Source organism: Providencia sp. 2023EL-00965 (assembly GCF_033550225.1).
Taxonomy (GTDB): domain Bacteria; phylum Pseudomonadota; class Gammaproteobacteria; order Enterobacterales; family Enterobacteriaceae; genus Providencia; species Providencia manganoxydans.
This window is the reverse complement of the sequence record NZ_JAWUEH010000009.1, coordinates 78663-101062: the sequence shown is the minus strand read 5'-3', so window position 1 is coordinate 101062 and position 22400 is coordinate 78663. Positions and strand designations below refer to the sequence as shown.

Here is a 22400-nt window from a genome sequence, read left to right as displayed (position 1 = left end):
GCTCTGCTAGTTTTACATATTACTATCTTAATCAATAATGTTTTGGCTATTACGACAAAAAAACACATCAATTAATTTAATATATTTATAGAAAGGGACTGATATGTGCTGCATAGTGTATAGCCATAAAATTACTTTGAAGAACGACACTACTCATACCAATGGTAATATATTTACTAGCTCTAGTACTTAGTTAAACCAACCTAAGGTATAGCTTGAGTTGGTGACTCAGTTTATGATGCTCTAAGCCAAAAATAAACAAAAAATTGACTAATGACATTTAAACTGTTCTTTCCCCTACTTCAATAAGATATATCATACCTACAGTCTAATTTGATGATAAGAAACACAAACACAAATAAAAATGCATGATACTTTTATTCGATAAGCTTTACTACATTAGCCTTTTATCAAATTATCTAGATAGTTTTTAGTTATATGAAATGACAATTAAAATAAAAAATTTAATTGTCATTTCATTAGTACATTCAAGTAATTAAAATATTTTTATTTAGCATTATCTTTAATAATCATAAATTATGATACCGCTCACAATTACGATTGTTATAAAAAATAAAAACTTGTTTTGTAAAAATATTATTTATAAATTTATAAAAATAATCTATCCCTATTATAAGTGAGAGTGTACACACGAAACAATTAAATATAAAACAATTAGGGATGCAATTATCTATGGATTTAATAGACCTCAGAAGTGATACATTGACAAGATTACAACCCAAAGATCTACTCAACATTAACTATGATTACATTAGTGATGACTGCTACGATGAAGATCGTTACGTTAAGATGCTTGAATTTAAAATTGCTGACCTTTTCGGTAAAGAAAGCGCGTTGTTTATGCCTTCTGGAACAATGAGTAACCAAATTGGTTTGAACGTTTTATCAAATCCAGGTGATGAACTCATTACTGAGGCCGGCTATCATGTGTGTTTTTTTGAGTCATCACAAACCTCTGCATTGAGTGGTTTAGTTATCAATAACGTACGTTCTAAACATGGAATATTAACAACCGAAGATGTATTAAATGCGATTAATAATAAAGCTCGCTGGTCAGATTTATATGCCACACCTAAAATTATTTCAATCGAAAGCAGTATTAATACCTATGGTGGGTTAGTGTTTCCATTGGATGAAATATGCCATTTAAAAATGTTATGTAATAAAAAAAATATGCACTTATTTTTAGATGGTGCTCGGGTTTTGAATGCGTGTATCGCTATTGGTATTTCACCTGACAAATATACTGAACATGTTGATATATTGAATATTTGTCTCTCTAAAGGGATCGGTGCTCCTTTTGGCTCGCTTCTTGTAGGAAGAAAAACCGATATTGATAAAGCCAAAAAAGTAAGGAAATGGTATGGCGGAGCACTACATCAATCAGGGCTGATGGCTGCCATTGCATTAAATAAATTAAAAGACTATTCTGCTAGGCTCGAAAATGACAATATGAATGCTCAATATTTAGGCGCAATTTGTTCCCAATACTGCCAACTTACTCATCCAGTTGAAACTAATATTGTGATGATAAAAAGCCGCAATGCAGATAATCTGGTTAGAAAACTTAAAACATATGGAGTATTAGCTACAGCATGGACATCGAATACTGTCCGTTTCGTCACGAGCTCTAATATTAATAAAGAGATGCTCACGCGCTTAAAGTCGATCTTTGAAAAGATACATAAATATAAAGAGTTTATATGATAAATAAAATAATCACGTCACGTTTTTTTTCTGGAATATCATTTTATAGTTTCTTGCCATTTTATTCTATTTACTTGATTAACTATAAAAATATGATAGAAAGCAATGTTGCTATTATTTTATTTATATTCTTATTCATTAGTCGTGCATGTTCATTATTCACACATTATATTATTGACTATATAGGTTATAAACTGACTTTAATACTTAGCTATCTTATGGCTTCAGTTGCTATATTATCTATTTATGTCATTAATAGCTTTTCATTTCTACTCCTAGCTTCTGCTATCATTGGTGCCGGTTTTTCTATCGCCAATGTATGCACTAGCCTTTTTATCGCAGAAAATAATAACCATTCAGAACGCGTCAAAAACTTTTCTTTACTTAATGTTGCTGTCAATATTTCATCTGCCATTGGTGGTGTAATAGGTGAGTGGTTTTATCATGGCTTCTACTCAGGAATTATCATGCTTCCTGCTGCTGTCATGTTAGCCTCATCACTTTATTCATGCACCTTGCAGAATATAAAACAGAGTAAAGTAAACTCCCAAAATGAAGAAAAAGCGCTTTCTACTTTTGCGGAGTGGATAGTATTTGTTTGCTATAGTTCAATATCTTTCTTCATGATCGGCTTGATATTAAGAAATCTCGCCTTCCATTTTGAAGTCAATAATAACGAGACTATTCGCTATGTCTCCGTTTCATCTCTATTTGCCTTAAATGCCGCTATCATTATATTTTTACAGATAAAATCGACCTCTTTACTATCAGTCCAACGTACTGATCTTCAAATTTTCATCTATAAATTGAGCTTAATAGTCGTCTCTGTTTTGCTATTAATATTTAACTTTCAATCAGCATTAAGTATGTATTTATTGATCGTGTTATTTACATTGAGTGAACTGATTTGGAGTCCATATAACAATAGCTTATCGATAGATAAATGCCCTTTTAAAAACAAAAAATTATCACTATCTATCTGCATATTTTTTTGGGGATTAGCAGAATCGCTTGGGGCTTATATGGGAATTATTGCAAACTCCTACCAACTACACTTTCTCATTCCATTTTGCTCATTTTTAATCCTTATTTTTTTATTTTGTATTGAAGGCTTGCTAACTAAAAGGAAACGTAATGAAAACGATTATATTTCTGGAGTGTAATCTATCAGGAACTGGTGTGAAGGCAATAAAGATAGCCAAAGAAATTGGCTATCAAACAATATTATTTACTAAAGAGAAAACCTTTTATGAACAGATTGCGGACAACCCATTGCAATTTGTTGATCATGTTGTTGAGCTGAATACCGATAACCTTGCTTCAGTTATTTATCATGCGATGAAGTATAAAACTCACGGTATTGTAGCATTTGATGACTACCGATTAATCACTGCGGCGGCAGCTTCTCATGCATTAGATCTACCTTCTCCCACCATCAAATCTTTAATTGCATGTCGATACAAGCAAGAAACTCGTAGGATCCTAAGCCAATATCATCAAGGTTTTAATTATAGCGTTGTTAGTATTAAGGATAAGATAAATATTTCAAACCTCTCATTTCCATTAGTGGTAAAACCTTGTGACGATAGTGGAAGTAATAAAGTGGCTATTTGCCACACACCGATAGAGCTATCCAGTGCTATCCAAGCGATAACGGCATGTCGGATTAATCAGCGTGGCTATGAATTATCTTCAGATTATCTTATAGAAGAGTTTATTCAAGGTGATGAATATAGCGCTGAAGCCTATTGGGATACTAAGAAAAATCGATGGGAAATACTTGGCATTACTAAAAAACATACAACAACAGGCCAATATTCCGTCGAAATAGGTCATGATTTCCCTTGTGAGTTCCCCCTATTCGCTAAAATTAAAACAACACTAATCAGTTGGCTCAACCATATTGGACTATCTCATACCGTGGCACACGTTGAGTTTAAATTACAAAATGATGTTGTTAAGCTAATTGAAATTAATCCACGGGTCGCTGGAGGTATGATTGATAAGTTATGTGAAATCGCAACAGGATTCGACCTAGTACACTGCTATTTATCTCAGTGTGTAAAAGACATGGAGTATGTTCCTCAACTAAAAAAAGAAAAACATTATGCATCGATTCGCTTTTTAACCTCGGGTAAATCGGGTGTGATTAATCGTATTAAACCTAATTTCTTATTCAATCAGCCTTTACTGTTTAATTTTGTTCCTACACCAATAGAAGTTGGGCCACTAAAAGATAGTTACGGCCGCTTAGGGTACGTCATTACACAGTCTGCCACTCAAGAACAAGCAATGAATGACGCAGAAAACTTTATTAAGCAGGTAGACATAACATATCAATAAATATTCAGAAGCTATGATAGCTTTTACTGTTGTGGGAAATTTTTAGATAAAAACTTTACAACTTATAATAAAAATCTAATTCCACATACGCGATTTATTTTTTATCAATCTTATATTCTAGAAAAAAGGCACAGTAAACAGCGCTGTGCCTTTACCAGTTAGCTATAATAACATTGAAAAGTTAACGGTATATCGGTAGTAAATTAAATTGAGCGAGTAATTGGCAAATAATACCCACAACACCAAAAGCAATCACTGCATATATTAAGCCTTTTCCTCCCCAAACTTTAAATTTGGATTCAGGAAAACGCTCTCTCACTTTAAGTGCCATAATGGCTGGGCAAATAATTGCCCAAATGCAAGCCGCCATTCCTGCATATGCAATCGCAATTAAAAAACCATTCGGAAACAACATACAAAGTATCAATGGTGGTAAGAAACATAATAGTGCCGATTTCATACGTCCTGATGGGTTATCCTGAAAATTCAAAGATGCCAATATATAATCAAATAAGCCAATAGCTACACCTAAGAATGAACAAAATACGGCACTAATCGAGAACCATAGTAAGAAGCTGGCAATATGTGGGCTACTCAACACAGAATATAGCGATTCAATAAAAGCATCCAGATTACCACCTTTATTGATAATGGTTAAAAACTCCGTTCTAGGTAGATTGCCCATCGTACCCAATATCCATAAAAAGTATAGAACTAACGCTAGCAAACATCCGATAACACAGCTTTTTACTACTTTCCGTTCGTTCTCATGATACAGTTTATAAAGACTGCATACATTCCCATGATATCCAAACGAAGTGATAGCATAAGGAATAATAATGAAAATAAAGGGAAGTAATGATGTTTGCCCTCCTTCAACAGGGGATTTCAGTAATAAGTCCGTTTTGACAATAAAAAAAAGTCCTGAGAATGCTAAGACAAATAATACTATTTTGATTAATAAAAATATTGATGTTAAACGGCTCGCCCCAATACCACTCCACCAAATACTCGCACCCAGTATTAAAGTGAAGATAAAAAATATTAGTCTTAAGTTAATATCAAATCCGTATATGAAGGCTGCTTCTTTAATGACAGAACCTGCTGCTGATATGTAAGCATAAATTAAAATATACAATACAAATATTAATGCTGCATTCGCGATATAACAGGCCCATTTAGGTAACAATTCTTTAGATATAAAAAAATAGTTAGTACCTGAGCCATATTTTGATATACATTCAAGAATATATATTCCTGAGTGAAACATAAAAAAACAAACAATCAATAGAATAACAACTGAATTAATAAACCATGCTCCTGCCATAATAGTTGGCAAACTAAACATGCCTGCCCCTATCATAGCGCCACCGAGCACAAAGCCCCCTACCATTATGGAGGGTTCTTTCTTCGCTGCCGAATTATTCATGGTATTTACCTTAGAAATAAGGGTGAGGCTCCCGCATTGCACGGGAACCTTTTAATTATTACCTATTATTTGATTGGCTTTAATCTAGCAGTAAAGTGCCTTAACACTGGTGGCTCATACTCAAAATCAAGTCCTTTCAGTGTTGCAAATTTATCTTTAAGACCAATTAATGCATCTGCAATATAATCCATATGATCATTGGTATAGACACGTCTCGCTATAGTTAAACGCATAAATTCCATATCTGCATGTTTTTGTTTGCCTGTTTCTGGATCACGACCTAATAAGAATGAGCCAATTTCAACAGCACGAACACCTGATTCCAGATATAGGGCATTAATCACTGCTTGAGCAGGAAATTGATCGCCAGGAATTTGCGGGACTAATTTTTTACAGTCAACAAACACTGCGTGACCACCTGTAGGATATTGAATTGGAATTCCACCTTCACGTAGACGGTCACCTAAGTATTTAACCTGCCCTATGCGATAATGGAGATACTCTTCACCAGCACCTTCCTCAAGGCCTTGCACCATTGCTGCCATATCACGTCCAGCTAAACCACCATAAGTGACGAAACCTTCCATAGGTACACAGCGCTGTCTCGCTAATGTAAAAATATTTTCATCGTTCTTAATTGCAACTAAACCACCAATATTCAACAGCGGGTCTTTCTTCGCTGACATTGTTAATGCATCAGCATATTTGTACATATCAAATATAATTTCTTTAATTGTGGCATTTTTGTATTTAGGATCACGCTCTTTAATAAAATAAGCGTTCTCACAAAAACGCGCAGAATCCATCACCACAAAAATATTATGTTGTTTAGCAATTTCATAAACTTCTTTTAGGTTAGACATTGATACCGGTTGCCCACCAGCACTATTACAGGTGACTGTCGAAACAATAGCAACAATGTTCTCAGCCCCATATTTAGCAATATTTTCTTTCAATTTTTGAATATCAAAATTGCCTTTCCAGTCATCATACGTTTCTGAATCATATGCTTTTTCAGTAACAATATTAATTGCTTTACAACCATTTAATTCAACATGCGCTGCTGTAGTATCAAAGTGAAAGTTGGAAATAAATACAGGTTTTTGTGCGCCGCCTTGCTGCTGTTTTACTTTTAATAATACAGGAAATAGCATATTTTCAGCGCCACGCCCTTGGTGAGCAGGGATGGTATAATCGTAATCAAACATCTCTTTGACTTTATTTTTTAAGTCATAATAATTACGAGAGCCTGCATATGCCTCATCACCTGTGATCATCGCTGCCCACTGATGGTCACTCATGGCATTAGTCCCTGAGTCAGTGAGTAAATCAATATAGACTGCACTACTTGGTAATAGGAATGGGTTATAACCAGCTTCTTTTAATGCAACTTCACGCTCTTCTCTGGATGGGATACGGATGTTTTCAACCATTTTAATACGGAACGGTTCTACGATTCTTTTGGCCATGATAATACCTTTAATTTTTCATTAAATAATAAAAATAGAAATTAGGGCTTATGATTAATAAGCTAACGATATCTTAACGATGAAAAATAAAGGATTACTTTTGAGGAAAAAAGAAGGCAAGAGCAATATCGATATTGAACCATTTCTTCATGTAGAAGAAACCCCTTGATATCAACAGATTATTTAGTAAAAACATACTATAACTCCTTTAATTAAGGATTTAGTACAACTGTTACTATTATATATATAACAATCCAGTCTAAACTTTAATCATGATTGTCATGATATTGTACATTCATCACACTATTACTTAATTTCCAAACTACAGTATGATATATATCACAATAATAAATTTATATTTAACATTGTTATTAGAACCACTACATTATCGATTAACAAAAATAAAATATCACTTATGTTTAAATAAACTTAAATAAAATTAAATGGGTAATTTAAATTAAAAAGAGCCAGTACAGCTCCTTTTAATTAATCGTTTGCAAGAATGTTATTCTGTGTCTTTACCGTATTTTGGCGATCGAGGGCCGTACAAAATACCATTAACTTTACCTGCTGATAGCAATCTAGCGCTTGTCATGCCTGCGATTTGATAGCTTTTATCCGTCAAGGTATTAGCAATTTGTTCAACAACAGCAGAAACCAATACACCAATGATGCCACCGGATGATGAGTTATTTTCTGTGCTTGATGCGGTCGCTGAACCACTCCATAACAATTTTCCAGTACGAGCATCAACCAATTTAGCACTGGCACTCACACGAGTATCACTCGCAATAACCTGATAGCTCGTCCCATATTCTGTAATAGATAAATATAGCACTGCATCATTGCCAAAAATTTCATGTAACTTGGCGACAGGAACCGCTTGAATATCCCCAGCACTGGTCATGCCATTCTGTTTAAAAGTTTCTTCAACCACAGCAACTGGGAAAACATAATAACCGGCCTCTGCTAATGGTAATGTAGTTTGTGATAACAGGCCATGACTTGCTTGTACTTCAGGGGTATTATTTTGTGGCAATAACACTAAAATGCTTTTGGGCTTGCTTTGATTAAACGCAGTATAATCCATTTTCGTTGGCTGAGCACAACCCGTAAGTAACCATGTTATAACTAAGCTACTGATGATCAAAATCCGTTTCATTTTTTAATCCCTTTATTTTTCATCAAGAAATCCATGTAATTAGCTGATTCAGGAAATAAAGCTTTCTCAGTATTAAACTCTGCCATTGCAAGATCAATCGCACCTGTTGAGCTGTACAATAACCCTAAATGAGCATGTAGCCCTGGGGGTACTGCTGTACCCTGTGTTTTATTGAGCTCAATATTTTTCTTTAATACTTCGATTTGTTGCTGTGGACTTGTTTCAGTCTGTTGATAATATTGATAAACCGTTTTTTGATAACCATCCCAGTTATAAAGCGGTTTTGGTGCTGTTGAGCAACCACTTAATGCAATAATGGCAAATATCCCTAATAATTTAGCTTTCATCATATTCCCTTTTATTTTATTTGGCTGGCTGCCAAGCGCCATTTTCAATCCCAGTAACAAGATTATTCACCGCTTCTCTAATGGCTAAATCAAGAACCTTGCCATTTAACGTTGAGTCATAGCTAGCGGTACTACCAAAACCAATAATTTCACGATTAGATAATTCATACTCACCAGCTCCTTGTGAAGAAAATACCACTTCAGAAGTCTGAACATTGATGACATTTAAATTAACTTTTGCATAAGCAACTTGTGATTTTCCACGGCCTAAAATTCCAAATAATTGGCGATCACCGACCTCTTTACGACCGAATTCAGTGACATCACCAGTAATGACATAAGTTGCCCCTTTAAGCTGCTGTGCTTGGCCTTTAATCCCTGCTTCTTCTTTTAGCTCCTGCATATTAGCGCGGTCAAGTACATTGAATCGCCCAGTTTGCTGAAGATGAGTCATCAAAATCGTTTTTGACTGATTACCTAAACGATCAACCCCATCAGAAAAAATACCATTCATATAGCTAGAACGGTTGTCAAATTTGCCTATTGATATTGAATTTTTAGAGCCTGAATAATGAGTATTATATGTTGTAACTTTTTCGATTTGTAATGAACGTGATGATTCTTTAGCACATCCGGTTAATAATGCTGTAGCAATAAAAACGGAAGGAATTAACATTCTTGATGTATTCATTTATAATATTCTCAATTTGAATTTTCTTGGAATCAATTTGTTACATTTATATTTTGCATCAAATTCTCTTTATGCACCACCAAAATTTAATTGTTATCAAAATCGCAAAAATTAATTTCATTATCAATATAGTTTTATTTATTTAAAGTTAAATACATTTAATATAATTCATTAAACCTTATAAAATTAAATTTAATATTCACCCAGCAAATACATTAATTTAAAATTCATTTATTTATCAATAAAAATACCCCTTGTTTTTAATTTAACTTAAAGAGAAATAGTTTTCCTTTTGTTATTCACTTACTAAAAGTAAGGCTATTAAACCTAATAATGCATAATTTATCCATTCACTGCATGAATTCAACAATTACTTAACATCACTTATTGTGAGTTTGTTATATAAAAGTTAAGAGTAGAGAGTGCCATTTCCAATCTAATAACACAGATATATCCAAACATTTGAAACGGTATTAATCGCTTACGATGAGATAACTAACTATGACAATACAATCACCAGCGGTCACAACATTCGGTACCCCAAAAACTACGATGAAGGTTTTATTGGTTTGCTGGATGAGTATTTTATTTGAGGGGTACGATGTTGGCGTTATGGGCGCGGTATTACCCACACTCGCTGAATATAAACAATGGTCACTTACCCCCTTAGAACTAGGAGCATTAAGCAGTTACGCACTTGTGGGCATGTTTTTTGGTGCCTTTATCATCGGGACATTAAGTGAGCTTTATGGTCGCCGCCGTATGCTACTCATTTGTGTCTGTCTATTTTCACTCACTATGTTGGGGGCTGCTCTTGCACCAACACCATGGTTTTTCGGTATAATGCGCTTTATTGGCGGTATCGGATTAGGAGGAGTGATCCCTGTTGCTGCGGCACTCACTATCGAATATTCTCCCGCAGAGAAACGTTCTTTTAATTATGGGATTATGTATTCAGGTTACTCACTGGGTATTTTAAGCGCAGCATTAGTCGCTATTTGGTTATTAGAGCATTTTGGCTGGCGTAGCGTCATTGCATTTGGGGCCTTACCTTTATTATTGATTTGGCCAATGGCGCGCATCTTACCTGAGTCACTTGAATACCTTTCGCATAAAGGAATGCATACACAAGCTCAAGCCCTTGCTGACAAATTAGATATCCAATATCAAGCTCCAGTGCAGCAACATCTGCAAAAGCAAAGTATTAAAGATATTGTCGCTGTGGTTTTTGCATGGCGTTATTTACGAGCGACAACCTGTTTTTGGGTGGCTTTATTTTGTGGAATGTTATTAGTTTATGGATTAAATACTTGGCTACCTTCTATCATGCGCAAAGAAGGGTATAACTTAGGCTCTAGTCTCACTTTCTTAATTGTATTTAGCTTAGCATCGGCACTTGGTGGGTTATTTTTAGGAAAAATAGCAGATAGATACGGTGTCAGAGGTTCTGTTTCATTCTTCTTTTTATTAGGCGCAATCGGTGTAGGAGCACTTATATTTAAACAAAATATCTATGTGAATTACCTATTGGTGGCTTTTGCAGGAGTTGGCAGTATTTCTGCCGCCTTAATACTGACTGGTTATATTGCTAACTACTATCCGGCAAATGTACGTGCTTCAGCAACAGGTTGGGCATTAAGTTTTTCACGAATAGGTGCCATGTCAGGCCCTATGTTCGGAGCCTATATTGCCAGCCTAGGTATCGCTAGTAGTTGGAATTTTATTGCTTTTGCCATTGTGGCTGTGGTTGCCTCATTAGCGGTCATGCTGCTACCTAAACGCGTTCAGTAAGTCACAACGGGTTATTACACTCGTTTGAAATTGTTAACGAAGCGGGATAAAGGCATTTTTCCCGCTTCGTGTTGTCAGCCGAAAATCAATCAATTTATTGCCAATAATCTTAGTCACTGCTGCCAAACACAGTACGTTTGTCCGCAGTCTGAAACGAGCGCTTACGCCCATTTTTAGTTAAATAACTATTTAGCTATTTGATGACTCACCAAGTCACCATTTGCTATTTCAACATCATCTAAATAACTGTTACCTAGTTTAATAAAGGTATTATCAACACTATTAAAGGTTTTATCGTACTCATTTAGCTCAGCGCGATGTGTTAGCTGATTATCTTTCACATCGACCAGCAAATAACCTTGCTCTCCTCGCCACGTCTCATTTAGCAATGCAGTTTGGTTGCTGACCTGTAAACCATATAGTTGGCTATAGCCATTTTCCGTCACCACAGAAAACTCCCCATTATCCTGAAACTGTAATAATGAAAACAGCTTACGTGACGGTTCTTGGGCAATAGCATAAATATCACCATTAGGTGATTGCTCAACTTCATTGATCCGCAATGGTAGCCATTTATTACCTAAAATTTTGCCTGTTTCGCTATTAATAGTGATCTCAAGTGAGCCCATATTATTACCATAACTAAACCAAACGATGAGCTTGTTTTTTTGAGTAGCAAATAAGAAGTGAGAATTATCAACAAGTTCTTCTGGGTAATATAATTTAACTAAGTCACGTACATTACCAAAAAGTTGCCATGTACGGCCTTTATCTGTTGTTTTAAATAAATCGCTATTACTCACCACTAGATAAGTTTGGTCATTGGGTGTATTCAGTATCTTCCCTATAATTAAAGTTGAATATTGTTCACCATATGGCTCTTGCCAAGGTTCCATGTCTGTTATTGAATAATCAGCTAAGTTTAGCACCCGACTACCATCATTAAAGATCAGTGTGCATTCAGCTTTATTACATGCTGCATTGTAAAAGCTATGATTTCCTTTACCGATATAGTGGATACCCGTTTTATTTGCTAGAAGCACCTGATAACTGTAATCATGAGAAGGAATATTATAACGTGAATAAGAGTAATAACCTGCACGTTGGCTTCTTTGAACAACGATCAACATTCCCTGATCTGTTGGGAAAGTTTTAACCCAATCAAAATTAGCGATTTCCGAGCCAATTTTTTGATTTTCCCATGTCCAACTGGCCGCATTACCGCGAAAGTGAAATGCAATGGTTGCAACTAAACAAGTGATAAATGCGATCGTCAAAATAATAAAACGTTTACTGAGGAATGGATTCATGTACGCACCTCAGTGACATAATCTGATTGGCCATTTTTTTTGCGTAAGTAGCTTAAATAACGTTGCGCAATAAAATTCATACGCCCTCGCTTAGAAACGTAAAAATAGATTGCTACACATAAACCGGTTAAAAAACTAATGCCTAACGTGATTGAAGATGCAAAACTAATAAATCCAACACCATTATCCAAAATATAAAGCCAATCCCAATAATCCCAATGATTACCTCGTTCAATAACTTCAGTTATATTCATTACTAATAGGGCGATAGCAAAAAGCGCTATCAGTGCAGCTGTAAATATCCATAATCCTTTATAAAAACTACGCTCTTGTGGGCTACCACCATTACTTAAGGTATATGCTAGATGATCTTGTTGATTAAAAACACCAAATACCATCTCCACTGTATCCGTTTCATTCAGTTTCTTATGAATAATTTCAATTTGATCGCCTTGAGCAATAAATAAACTGTGATTATTAAACAAAGGTTCATTTTCGGGAGTCACGACACTGAAAGGTTCGCCATCTATTTGTAATAAATTGGCATTAAAAACTGTTTGTGCGCCTTTATAACCAATCACTGTATATTGCTGAATACCAAATAAATTAACTTTCCCTTGTGTGGATTGAAACTCACCCTCTGCTATTTTTAGCTCATTAACAAACTGAGGCTTAATTGGCTTCATCTTAGGATTTTTGATCCCTGATAGGCTAATTAACTTGGGATTTTCATGACTGATTTGATATTGCCCTGCAATGACTTGATCAAGTGCTTTTAGTATTGATTTTCGACGCGGGCTAACGATATCCCAAATGGTTTTGAGGAAAAGGGTTACCATACTAAAACCAACTAAAGCGGCACAGCTAGCAAATGCTCCTAGTACAATCAGCAACATATTATCATCTGAATAAATAAAGCAGGAATAGGCAAGTACAGCAAAAGCCGAGAGACCGAAAGCCCAAAGAAATTCTTTGATAAGTCCTCTATGGAATGACACATTTCTATCAGGTTCAATCCAACCTTTAGTTTTATGATATGCCCATTTGAGCCAATAACTGCCATCATTCAGTATTTCAGCGCAGATCACTAATTCATCGCCGCAGCTTAGGCTCTCTAAAAAAGCATCGCTATTTTTAAAATCTTCAAGATTAAAAAAGAAAACTAGGTCAGATGCAATTAGCCTTACCATTCCTGTTGGGATAACATTTTTGTAGTCACATTGGGTTAACGTGACATTAAAATATTGAGCACGCATTTTTTCTTATCCTAATTATCAATTTATTGCGCTAAATAATTTGAGTTGCAGGTGGGCGACAAGCAAAGATAAGTGGGGAGCATAAATAACAGTCAACTGAGCGTAGTCAACCCCCTACCGCTTGAAGCATGATGGATCCACCACCATCATAGTCAAAACATACTCGCCTCCCAATAGGAATTGACTATGATTCAGATAATTACAGATTATTCTCTATCTGTGTTTTATCAAAATTTGTGCTGCTAACTATACTCTAAATAATTCGAGGTGCAGCTAGGCGACAAGTGGGTGAGTCGCTAGGAGCTTACACTAGTATGTGACTGGCGCGAGTCAGTATCGTCAACAACGCTGCAACTTGAAGTATGACGAATCTATACGAGGTGACTAGAAAAGAACGTATTTACTGTTAAACTTGAGCAACGGCGATGAATGCCATAAATAGGTTCTCCCTAATACTATTACTAATTAAATAATAACAATGAATTCACAACCAGCTTACAAGCAAATTCAATCGTACATTCTGCGAAGTATTGATTTAGGTATTTTTAAACCTGAAACGCAGATACCTACAGAACTCGAACTCTGCGCACAGTTTAATGTAAGCCGCATGACGGTGAATAAAGCTATCTCTGAATTGAGCCAAAAAGGTATCCTCAGCCGTATCGCTGGTAAAGGGACGTTTGTTGCTACGCAAAAGCATGAGCTACCGGTAACTAAAGCATTTGATATATTTGATGAAATATCATTAAGTGGTAATAAATATAGTGGTCATCAATTACAATTAAAAGTCATTACTGCTTCAGCCGAGATCGCTTTACAGCTTGGTGTAAGAGAAGGGAGTGATGTCGGTTATTGTAAAGTACTGCATTTTGAAAATGACATCCCATTAATGCTGGAAGAGCGTTACGTCAATCACGCCATCGCACCTGATTTCGTTAAACAACATTTTGGGGATACAGAAACCCCTAGTGGCTATTTACAACGACATTTCCCTGTCAGTGAGATGGAGCATACTATTGAAGCCGCATTAGCAACCAAAACTATCGCGCATTCGCTATCAATTAAAGAAGGTTCTCCTTGCTTACAACTCAGCCGCCGCACGTGGACAGGGACTGCACTAATTAGTTATGTCAATATGATAACCGCAGGCTCACGTTATAAATTAAAACTCCATTCACGTATTGAAAACCCTTAATTTCGAGTAAAAAAATGGGGCAAATAATTAAATGCCCCAAAGCGACTGATAAAATCAAGCACAATTACACATCACAACAAAGTCGTTACATCCCTTGATAAATAGGGCCTTCCCCCCCTTGAGGCGCCGTCCAACAGATATTTTGTGTTGGGTCTTTAATATCACACGCCTTACAGTGCAGGCAGTTTTGCGCATTAATTTGCAATTTGGGTTGTTCTTGTTCCTGAATAATTTCATATACCCCCGCGGGGCAATAACGCGTTTCAGGTGCTGAATACATCGATAAATTGACAGTTATTGGTACATCATCATCTTGTAATTTCAAGTGACAAGGTTGCTGCTCTTCATGGTTAGTATTAGATAAAAAAACCGAAGAGGGTTTATCAAACGTTAAAATGCCATCAGGTTTTGGATACACGATCGGCTGGAAATATTTAGCCTCTTTCAAGCATTGATGGTCTGCCTGTTTTAGTTTCAGCGTCCATGGTGTGCGCCCTTTTAATAGCAATTGTTCAGCACCGAATAATAAAGAACCTATATATAACCCTTTTTTCATGTAAGGCTTAAAATTACGGGTTTGATATAATTCACGATATAACCAACTCTGCTCAAATTTTTGCCGGTATTGCAGATTAAATTTGTCATAATCTATCGATTCATGGTCAATCGATGCCAACAATGCTTCAGCAGCTAATGAACCACTTTTCACAGCACAATGACTCCCCTTGATACGTGCGGCATTCAGAAACCCAGCATCATCACCAATCAACGCACCACCAGGGAAACTTAATTCAGGTAGTGCCGTTAAGCCACCAGCAACAAGGGTTCGCGCACCATAGCTCACCCGCTCGCCACCACGTAAAAAAGCACTAAATGATGGATGCGTTTTTAGACGCTGAAATTCATCAAAAGGTGACAAATAAGGGTTTTCATAATTGAGTCCAACCACCAAACCAACCGCGACAAGGTTGTCACCATAATGATATGCAAAGCCGCCACCATAAGTATGGTTATCTAGGGGCCAGCCAATAGAGTGAACCACCAGCCCTGCCTGATGTTGTTCTTTGGGTATTTGCCAGATTTCTTTTATACCAAGCCCATAGGTTTGCTTCCCACGACCTTCTGCTAAATCGAAACGTTCAATGAGTTGTTTCCCTAACTGCCCACGGCAGCCTTCGGCAAATAAGGTCATTTTTGCCAGTAAATTCATCCCTGGTTGATACATAGGCGTTGGATTTCCCGATTTATCCAACCCCATATCGCCAGTAGTGACACCAACAACGGCACCCGATTCATCGTATAAAATGTCTGTCGCAGCAAAACCGGCAAAAACATCAACCCCCAATTGTTCAGCGTGCGTTGCCAGCGCAGCACAAACCTGCCCAAGGCTACCAATTAAATTACCGCTATTTTTTAAACTCGCAGGTAGTAAAGCCAAAGGTAAGCGGCTCGCCTTATGTTCTTTTAGTAGTAGAAAACTATCCTGAGTGACCTCAGTTAATTCACTGGCAACAAGCTGTTGCCAGTTTGGTAGCAATTCATCTAATGCACGAGGATCAATAACCGCCCCTGATAAAATGTGTGCACCAACTTCAGCACCCTTATCAATTAAGCAAACTGATATCTCTTGGTTATTTTCTACAGCGAGCTGCTTTAGTCGGATCGCCGCCGATAATCCCGCAGGTCCACCACCGACAATCAGGACATCAAATTCCATCGATTCCCGCTCTGGAGCCTCGTTAACATTGACACTATTGTCGATAGCCATAATCAATTCCTCTTAGGCCAATGCTTTATCAAATTCAGGCAAGATCTCAAACAGATCACCAACAATGCCATAATCAGCAACTTGGAAAATAGGCGCTTCAGGATCGCTGTTAATTGCCACGATCACTTTGCTCTCTTTCATTCCTGCTATATGTTGAATCGCGCCTGAAATACCGACCGCGATATACAGATCAGGGGCAACAATTTTGCCTGTTTGCCCAACTTGATAGTCATTTGGCACATAACCCGCGTCAACTGCCGCTCTTGATGCCCCCACCGCGGCACCCAGTTTATCGGCAATGGTTTCAATCAAGGCAAAGTTTTCGCCTGAGCTTAATCCCCTCCCCCCTGATATCACAATTTTGGCGGAGCTGAGTTCTGCTCGGCTAACTTGTGTTAACGACTGACTTTTTAACTGCGATAGTGGGTTAAATTGACCAACGGTATAGTTTTCAATAACAGCTTTATTTTGTGAGTGACTTGTTGCTGGAAAAGCAGAACTACGGATCGTGAGTACCACTTGTTGCCCATTATTTTGTACTGTAGCTAATGCATTACCTGCATAGATTGGGCGCACATACGTTTGTGTATCAATCACTTCTGTAATATCAGAAATTTGTGCAATACCGAGTGTCGCAGCAACACGTGGCGCGATATTTTTACCGTATGTCGTCGCAGGAAATAGTATATGACTATAATCTTTCGCAACCGCTATCACTGCCTCTGTAATGGTTTCCGCTAACTGGTGCTGTAATTCATGACTATCAATCACAATTACTTTTCCCACACCATCAATGGTTGCAGCCTGTTCAGCCACTTTCGCACATTCGCTACCTGCAACTAACAGATGCAGCTGGCCCTGACCCGATAGAATTTGCGTTGCCGCATTCACGCTATGGTAGGTTGATGATTTAATTGTTTGGTTGTCATGTTCGACCACAACAAGTACAGATAATTGACTCATAGTATTCCCCTTACTAGAAAACGTTTTTTGCTTGTAATTCATTCACTAATGCATTGATGTCATTAAATAATGTGCATTGGCCTACGCGCTTTTTCGGCTCAGTCACGGTTAATGTTTTCACTTGATTTAAGGGGGTAAAATCCATCTCTGAAATCGGTTGTATCTCTAATGGTTTCTTCTTTGCCTTCATAATGTTTGGTAACGTTGCATAGCGCGGCTCGTTTAAACGTAAATCGGTTGTTACTACCGCAGGTAGTGATAAAGACAATGTTTCTAGGCCACCATCTATTTCGCGCGTTACCTGCAATAGCGCTCCTTCGATTTCAATTGAAGAGGCAAAGGTTGCCTGACCACATTTCAACAATGCCGATAGCATTTGCCCTGTTTGGTTACAATCGTTATCAATAGCTTGTTTACCAAGGAGAATTAAATCAGGTTGCTCTGTTATGACGACTTGTTGCAATAATCGAGCGATATCCAACGGATCTAATACCAAATCATTGGGTCTCTGAATTAAGATTGCACGATCAGCACCAATCGCCATTGCACTACGTAATGTATCCTGTGAACTAATATCACCAATGGAGACCACAACGACTTCACTCGCTTTTCCAGCTTCTTTAAGGCGAACCGCTTCTTCCACCGCAATTTCATCAAAAGGATTGATCGCCATTTTGACATTCGCTAATTCAACACCCGAACCATCTGCTTTCACACGCACTTTAACGTTGTGATCAATAACTCTTTTAACAGCCACTAAAATTTTCATAATTACTCCTAATGCTCTCTGCCAGAAGAGGTTTTTTAGGCTGAGGGGAGCCTTAGCAGTGAATAAATCACTGCTAATCCACTCGCCGATTTTTTTAACTTTATGAAATACTTATATTATTTTGTTAATTAATGAGTAGATGGCAATATCAAGCGATCCGCGACTGACATTGGCCATATTTTAATCGCCACATAATAGATAATACTGGTTGCCACTAAGCCAACAATCCATGAAATATCAACGCCTCCTAACGTTTCAACTAATGGCCCTGTATAGAAACCTGTTGCGATAAAAGGTAATTGGATCAAGACCCCAACCACATAGGTGATAATGCCCACTTTGTTCCAACGTCCATAACGGCCATTTGGGTTTGATAATTGAGGTACATCATAGCGACCTTTGGTTACCCAATAGTAATCAACAAGGTTGATAGCACTCCAAGGTGTAAAAAATGCCAGTAAGAATAATAAGAAAGCAGAAAATAATTTTAAGAAGGAGTGCTGGCCAGCAAGACCTAAGAGAGTTGAGAAACTCACCATCAGTATGATGAAAAATAGCCTTTGCCCACGTGAAATTTGCTGTTTACCTCGGAAACCACAAAATATAGCGGCCATCGACATAAAGCTGCCATAGGCATTTAACGCTGTAATAGTCACTTTACCGAAAAAGATGCTGATATAGAGTAGTGCTGCAATCAAACCTGTACTACCTAATCCAACAATATAAGCCACTTCATGGCCTGCAAATTGGCTTCCTGCTAGCGCTGCTGCAAATACACCAAGGATCATCGAAGCTTGAGTCCCGATCACCGTTCCTGAACCTACCGCAAGGAAAGCTTTAATAGTGGGGGTTTTTGTAGGTAAATAGCGTGAATAGTCAGCCACATAAGGGCCAAATGCAATTTGCCATGATGCAGACAATGACATCGCCAATAAGAAATTGGTCCAACTAAAATGACGATTTTCAAGTAACACGGAAACATCATTCATGTAGAAAAGGCGGAAGAACAAATAAAAGAATGCGATCACCCCAACTACACTCGCCACTTTGCCCAATATGTGAATGATACGATAACCACAGATAGTAATGGCGATGATCACTGCGCCAAAAATCAAAATACCAATCCAGTCACTAACATGAAGTAACTGCCCAACGGCTTGCCCTGCTAATACAGTCCCACTCGCAGAGAAACCTACGTACATCATGCAAACCAGTAAGATAGGGATCACCGCACCATACACACCAAACTGCACACGACTGGAAATCATTTGTGGCAAGCCCAGCTTAGGCCCTTGCACCGCATGCAAAGCCATAACTGCCCCACCAAGCAACTGGCCAATAAATAAACCAATCAAAGACCAAAACACGTCTCCACCTAAAACCACAGCAAGTGCCCCTGTGACAATGGCGGTGATCTGTAGGTTTGCCCCAAACCAAAGGGTAAATTGGCTTGATAACGTGCCATGGCGCTCAGATTCAGGAATGTAATCAATCGAACGAGCTTCTATTAGGGGAACGTTGTCCTGCCGGCTTTTTTTATCTGCGATTATATTGTTTGAAACTGTCATGGTAACTCCTCTTTAAGCAAGGCTGGCTTAAAGAATGAACCAATTTGTCATCATGGATGCTGTAGGGTGCAGCCGTTAGACATTAAGTCGGGTATTGTTATTGATAGAGATCACCCGCCATTAAAAATTGAAATACATTCTTAAACCTGATTGTTGTTGTGTTTTTAATTCCATGATCGTGATTGCAGCTCAACTTCTCATTGATGGGTGCCTGTCCACCCATCAATGCGTGATATTTAATTATTAAACGGCATCTAAAACCGCACGTGAGATAATAATTTTTTGAATTTCCGAGGTACCTTCAAAAATTCGTAAAATTCTTGCATCACGAACATAGCGTTCTAGAGGCAGATCGCGAATATAGCCATAGCCGCCATGCAGTTGTAATGCAGCATCAGTGACAAAGCCGGCACATTCTGCGGCAAATAATTTTGCCGTCGCCGATTGCAAACTAAAACGCTCCCCTGTATCACGGCGTTCAGCGGCATTCCAAGTCAACATTCTTGCTGCCTCCAACTGGGTATGCATATCTGCGAGGCGCCATTGTGTTCCTTGATAGGCTGCTAATGGCTTTTTGCCAATTTGACGTTCTTTGACCCACCCCAGAGCACATTCCATCGCTGCTCGGGCAATACCTAATGACGTTGCAGCAACCTCCACACGCCCTTTATCCAATACTTCCATTGCAGTATGGAAACCTTTATTTTCTTCACCTAATAATGCAGATTCAGGTAACCAACAATTCAGGGCTAATTCATAGATTGTGCTACCACGTAGTCCCATGGTTTTTTCAGGGGAAGAAAACTCAACACCTTCAGTGCCTTTTGGGATCATAAATGCACTGATACCACGAGCTCCTGCTTCAGGGTCTGTTTTGGCATATAACACAATAAAATCAGCTTCTTTGGCATTGGTAATATAGTGTTTATTACCACGAATTCGCCAGCCGCCATTTTCACGTGTTGCAATAGTACGCATATCTGCTGGGTTTGAACCTGCTGCGGGTTCAGTTAAGCCAAATGCACCTAATAGCTCACCACTGGCTGCTTTGGGTAACCAATATTGTTTTTGCTCTTCAGTCCCACCGATTAAGATAGAGTCCGTTGCAAGAAAATGCGCAGTCAGTGCTGATGATGTTGATGCACATGCAGCAGCAACGGCTTCAACAATCATACTCATCGCAATGCTACCAATACCAAAACCACCGTATTGCTCCGGTAAGTTAATTCCCCAGCATCCCATTTCACCTAAAGCAGATAAGCTTTCTGCACAAAAAGTTTCTGTTTCGTCATAACGCTGTGCGTTCGCTTGCAAAACATCTCGGCAAACTTTTTCCACAGCATCGACAATGGCTTGTTCTGTTTCATCAATTTGAAAGCTCATTGTATTGTCTCCGCATTTTTCGTTGTTATTGTTGACGGCTTATAAACCTGATTAGCTTCTCCTAAATGTGGTGCTCTTTGCATCACATGAGGTTTACGTCCATTGAAGAAAACAGGCTGAGAAATTAACGGGGTACCGCCATCATTGAGATCGATAAGAATTTGGCGAACTTTTGCATGCTCACTTTGTGTCGCCTGCTGTAAGTTATGGATCGGCGATGCAGGTACGCCTGCGTTTAACAATAAATCACAAACTTGCTCTACTGTTTTTTGCGCTGTCCATTGTTCTATTTCTTTACGTAAATCAGCGTGATAAATCGTTCTGGTTGGGTCGTCTTTATAACGAGGATCATCACGTAATGTTGGCTGTCCCATACATTCACAGAAACGCTGAAATAATTTTTCACTGGCAATGGCTATGACGACTAAGCCATCTTGCGCCTGATAGGTATCAAAAGGCGTTGAAACTGGATGACGATTACCGACTAAGCTAGGTGCCTCACCATTGGCAAATAAGTTAGATAAGCCTGTTAGCTGCATACTTAGCAATACATCAACCATTGCTACATCAATATATTGCGCACTTTCTTGGTGGGCTTCCCGAGCGAACAAAGCACTGCTGATCGCCCAAGACGCGAACATGCCTGCACAAACATCTCCTATTGATTCACCGCTGCGTGTAGGACCTGTTTGTGGGAAACCTGTCACACTCATCAGCCCTGACATGGCCTGTGCTACGATGTCATAAGCGGGATAATTGGCTAATGGGCTATCTTGGCCAAAACCAGAAATACTGGCGTAAATTAACGTGGGATTATGTTGTTTTAAGCTCTCAAAATCGATCCCGAGTCTCGCCGTCACCCCCGGTCGAAAATTTTCAACCACCACATCGCTTTCTTTGACCAGTTGGTAAAGGATCTCACGATCAGCATCAGACTTCAGATCGAGCTCAATGCTACGCTTACCTCGGTTGATCAAACCGTAATAAACGCTTTCTCCATCAATAAAAGGACCTAGATGACGGCTATCATCACCGTGGTCAGGAACCTCGATCTTTATCACTTCGGCACCGAGATCGGCCATCATACCTGTGCAATAGGGTCCAGCTAGTACACGACTTAAATCAATCACTTTGATCCCTGACAGTGGCCCTTGCCTTTTTTGCTGTAGCTGCATATTCATACAGAAATCCTTATAAATAAGGCCGACCAATTACTTGGTCGGCAAAA

General features: G+C 38.2%; 19 protein-coding genes. 5 read left to right on the top strand and 14 right to left on the bottom strand.

Going from position 1 to position 22400, the window contains the following annotated elements:
* Positions 1 to 693 precede the first annotated feature (693 nt).
* The 3 genes from SC428_RS12650 to SC428_RS12640 are packed head-to-tail and all read left to right on the top strand — an operon-like array spanning position 694 to position 4071.
* Positions 694 to 1728 (top strand): threonine aldolase family protein, encoded by a 1035-nt coding sequence (locus SC428_RS12650; protein ID WP_318707911.1) that lies wholly within the window; start codon positions 694 to 696, stop codon positions 1726 to 1728.
* Positions 1725 to 2891: an MFS transporter gene (locus SC428_RS12645; protein WP_318707910.1), complete on the top strand. Its 1167-nt coding sequence runs from the start codon at positions 1725 to 1727 to the stop codon at positions 2889 to 2891. The genes SC428_RS12650 and SC428_RS12645 overlap by 4 nt, the downstream gene beginning before the upstream one ends.
* Positions 2863 to 4071, top strand: a complete 1209-nt coding sequence (locus tag SC428_RS12640; RefSeq protein WP_318707909.1) for an ATP-grasp domain-containing protein — start codon at positions 2863 to 2865, stop codon at positions 4069 to 4071. Before SC428_RS12645 ends, SC428_RS12640 begins: the two co-directional genes overlap by 29 nt.
* Positions 4072 to 4252: 181 nt before the next feature.
* On the opposite strand, the gene SC428_RS12635 is transcribed toward SC428_RS12640, so the two are convergent.
* The 6 genes from SC428_RS12635 to SC428_RS12615 form a co-directional block, all read right to left on the bottom strand.
* Entirely contained in the window at positions 4253 to 5500 is a 1248-nt protein-coding gene (locus tag SC428_RS12635) for an aromatic amino acid transporter (RefSeq protein WP_070928975.1), read from the bottom strand.
* Between the two features lie 65 nt (positions 5501 to 5565).
* Positions 5566 to 6969 (bottom strand): tryptophanase, encoded by a 1404-nt coding sequence (locus SC428_RS12630; RefSeq protein WP_318707908.1) that lies wholly within the window; start codon positions 6967 to 6969, stop codon positions 5566 to 5568.
* A 94-nt stretch (positions 6970 to 7063) separates the two neighbouring features.
* A complete protein-coding gene (tnaC, locus tag SC428_RS22190) occupies positions 7064 to 7120 on the bottom strand; it encodes a tryptophanase leader peptide (protein WP_369097243.1) in 57 nt (18 codons plus the stop codon).
* Between the two features lie 354 nt (positions 7121 to 7474).
* Positions 7475 to 8131: a DUF799 domain-containing protein gene (locus SC428_RS12625; protein WP_070928977.1), complete on the bottom strand. Its 657-nt coding sequence runs from the start codon at positions 8129 to 8131 to the stop codon at positions 7475 to 7477.
* Entirely contained in the window at positions 8128 to 8478 is a 351-nt protein-coding gene (locus tag SC428_RS12620) for a DUF4810 domain-containing protein (RefSeq protein WP_070929022.1), read from the bottom strand. The genes SC428_RS12625 and SC428_RS12620 overlap by 4 nt, the downstream gene beginning before the upstream one ends.
* Before the next feature lie 16 nt (positions 8479 to 8494).
* Positions 8495 to 9169, bottom strand: a complete 675-nt coding sequence (locus tag SC428_RS12615) for a CsgG/HfaB family protein (protein WP_140180965.1) — start codon at positions 9167 to 9169, stop codon at positions 8495 to 8497.
* A 501-nt stretch (positions 9170 to 9670) separates the two neighbouring features.
* On the opposite strand from SC428_RS12615, the gene SC428_RS12610 reads away from it, so the two are divergent.
* Positions 9671 to 10960: an MFS transporter gene (locus tag SC428_RS12610; protein ID WP_140180967.1), complete on the top strand. Its 1290-nt coding sequence runs from the start codon at positions 9671 to 9673 to the stop codon at positions 10958 to 10960.
* Between the two features lie 185 nt (positions 10961 to 11145).
* Here the strand turns inward: SC428_RS12610 and SC428_RS12605 are convergent, their stop codons facing one another.
* Positions 11146 to 12270 (bottom strand): hypothetical protein, encoded by a 1125-nt coding sequence (locus SC428_RS12605; protein ID WP_140187591.1) that lies wholly within the window; start codon positions 12268 to 12270, stop codon positions 11146 to 11148.
* Positions 12267 to 13526 (bottom strand): hypothetical protein, encoded by a 1260-nt coding sequence (locus tag SC428_RS12600; RefSeq protein WP_318707907.1) that lies wholly within the window; start codon positions 13524 to 13526, stop codon positions 12267 to 12269. The genes SC428_RS12605 and SC428_RS12600 overlap by 4 nt, the downstream gene beginning before the upstream one ends.
* A gap of 478 nt (positions 13527 to 14004) precedes the next feature.
* On the opposite strand from SC428_RS12600, the gene SC428_RS12595 reads away from it, so the two are divergent.
* A complete protein-coding gene (locus SC428_RS12595; protein WP_283126711.1) occupies positions 14005 to 14721 on the top strand; it encodes a UTRA domain-containing protein in 717 nt (238 codons plus the stop codon).
* Positions 14722 to 14806: 85 nt separating this feature from the next.
* Here SC428_RS12595 and SC428_RS12590 read toward each other — a convergent pair whose 3' ends face one another.
* The 6 genes from SC428_RS12590 to SC428_RS12565 all read right to left on the bottom strand — a co-directional run bounded on the left by SC428_RS12590 (position 14807) and on the right by SC428_RS12565 (position 22353).
* A complete protein-coding gene (locus tag SC428_RS12590; protein ID WP_318707906.1) occupies positions 14807 to 16489 on the bottom strand; it encodes an electron transfer flavoprotein-ubiquinone oxidoreductase in 1683 nt (560 codons plus the stop codon).
* A gap of 12 nt (positions 16490 to 16501) precedes the next feature.
* Positions 16502 to 17452: an electron transfer flavoprotein subunit alpha/FixB family protein gene (locus SC428_RS12585; RefSeq protein ID WP_070928983.1), complete on the bottom strand. Its 951-nt coding sequence runs from the start codon at positions 17450 to 17452 to the stop codon at positions 16502 to 16504.
* Between the two features lie 13 nt (positions 17453 to 17465).
* Entirely contained in the window at positions 17466 to 18221 is a 756-nt protein-coding gene (locus SC428_RS12580) for an electron transfer flavoprotein subunit beta/FixA family protein (RefSeq protein ID WP_070928984.1), read from the bottom strand.
* Between the two features lie 128 nt (positions 18222 to 18349).
* Complete coding sequence (locus SC428_RS12575) at positions 18350 to 19789, bottom strand: purine-cytosine permease family protein (RefSeq protein WP_070928985.1); 1440 nt, start codon at positions 19787 to 19789, stop codon at positions 18350 to 18352.
* 243 nt (positions 19790 to 20032) lie between these two features.
* Positions 20033 to 21172, bottom strand: coding sequence for an acyl-CoA dehydrogenase family protein (locus SC428_RS12570; protein ID WP_070928986.1), 1140 nt, complete (start codon positions 21170 to 21172; stop codon positions 20033 to 20035).
* Positions 21169 to 22353, bottom strand: coding sequence for a CaiB/BaiF CoA transferase family protein (locus SC428_RS12565; protein ID WP_070928987.1), 1185 nt, complete (start codon positions 22351 to 22353; stop codon positions 21169 to 21171). The genes SC428_RS12570 and SC428_RS12565 overlap by 4 nt, the downstream gene beginning before the upstream one ends.
* Positions 22354 to 22400: the final 47 nt, after the last annotated feature.

Coding starts and splice junctions, on each gene's coding strand:
- SC428_RS12565 (WP_070928987.1), bottom strand. CDS start 22,353: ATGAATATGCAGCTACAGCAAAAAAGGCAAGGGCCACTGTCAGGGATC.
- SC428_RS12575 (WP_070928985.1), bottom strand. CDS start 19,789: ATGACAGTTTCAAACAATATAATCGCAGATAAAAAAAGCCGGCAGGAC.
- SC428_RS12640 (WP_318707909.1), top strand. CDS start 2,863: ATGAAAACGATTATATTTCTGGAGTGTAATCTATCAGGAACTGGTGTG.
- SC428_RS12595 (WP_283126711.1), top strand. CDS start 14,005: ATGAATTCACAACCAGCTTACAAGCAAATTCAATCGTACATTCTGCGA.
- SC428_RS12605 (WP_140187591.1), bottom strand. CDS start 12,270: ATGAATCCATTCCTCAGTAAACGTTTTATTATTTTGACGATCGCATTT.
- SC428_RS12590 (WP_318707906.1), bottom strand. CDS start 16,489: ATGGCTATCGACAATAGTGTCAATGTTAACGAGGCTCCAGAGCGGGAA.
- SC428_RS12620 (WP_070929022.1), bottom strand. CDS start 8,478: ATGAAAGCTAAATTATTAGGGATATTTGCCATTATTGCATTAAGTGGT.
- SC428_RS12600 (WP_318707907.1), bottom strand. CDS start 13,526: ATGCGTGCTCAATATTTTAATGTCACGTTAACCCAATGTGACTACAAA.
- SC428_RS12570 (WP_070928986.1), bottom strand. CDS start 21,172: ATGAGCTTTCAAATTGATGAAACAGAACAAGCCATTGTCGATGCTGTG.
- SC428_RS12630 (WP_318707908.1), bottom strand. CDS start 6,969: ATGGCCAAAAGAATCGTAGAACCGTTCCGTATTAAAATGGTTGAAAAC.
- SC428_RS12585 (WP_070928983.1), bottom strand. CDS start 17,452: ATGAGTCAATTATCTGTACTTGTTGTGGTCGAACATGACAACCAAACA.
- SC428_RS12615 (WP_140180965.1), bottom strand. CDS start 9,169: ATGAATACATCAAGAATGTTAATTCCTTCCGTTTTTATTGCTACAGCA.
- SC428_RS12650 (WP_318707911.1), top strand. CDS start 694: ATGGATTTAATAGACCTCAGAAGTGATACATTGACAAGATTACAACCC.
- SC428_RS12635 (WP_070928975.1), bottom strand. CDS start 5,500: ATGAATAATTCGGCAGCGAAGAAAGAACCCTCCATAATGGTAGGGGGC.
- SC428_RS12625 (WP_070928977.1), bottom strand. CDS start 8,131: ATGAAACGGATTTTGATCATCAGTAGCTTAGTTATAACATGGTTACTT.
- SC428_RS12645 (WP_318707910.1), top strand. CDS start 1,725: ATGATAAATAAAATAATCACGTCACGTTTTTTTTCTGGAATATCATTT.
- SC428_RS12580 (WP_070928984.1), bottom strand. CDS start 18,221: ATGAAAATTTTAGTGGCTGTTAAAAGAGTTATTGATCACAACGTTAAA.
- SC428_RS12610 (WP_140180967.1), top strand. CDS start 9,671: ATGACAATACAATCACCAGCGGTCACAACATTCGGTACCCCAAAAACT.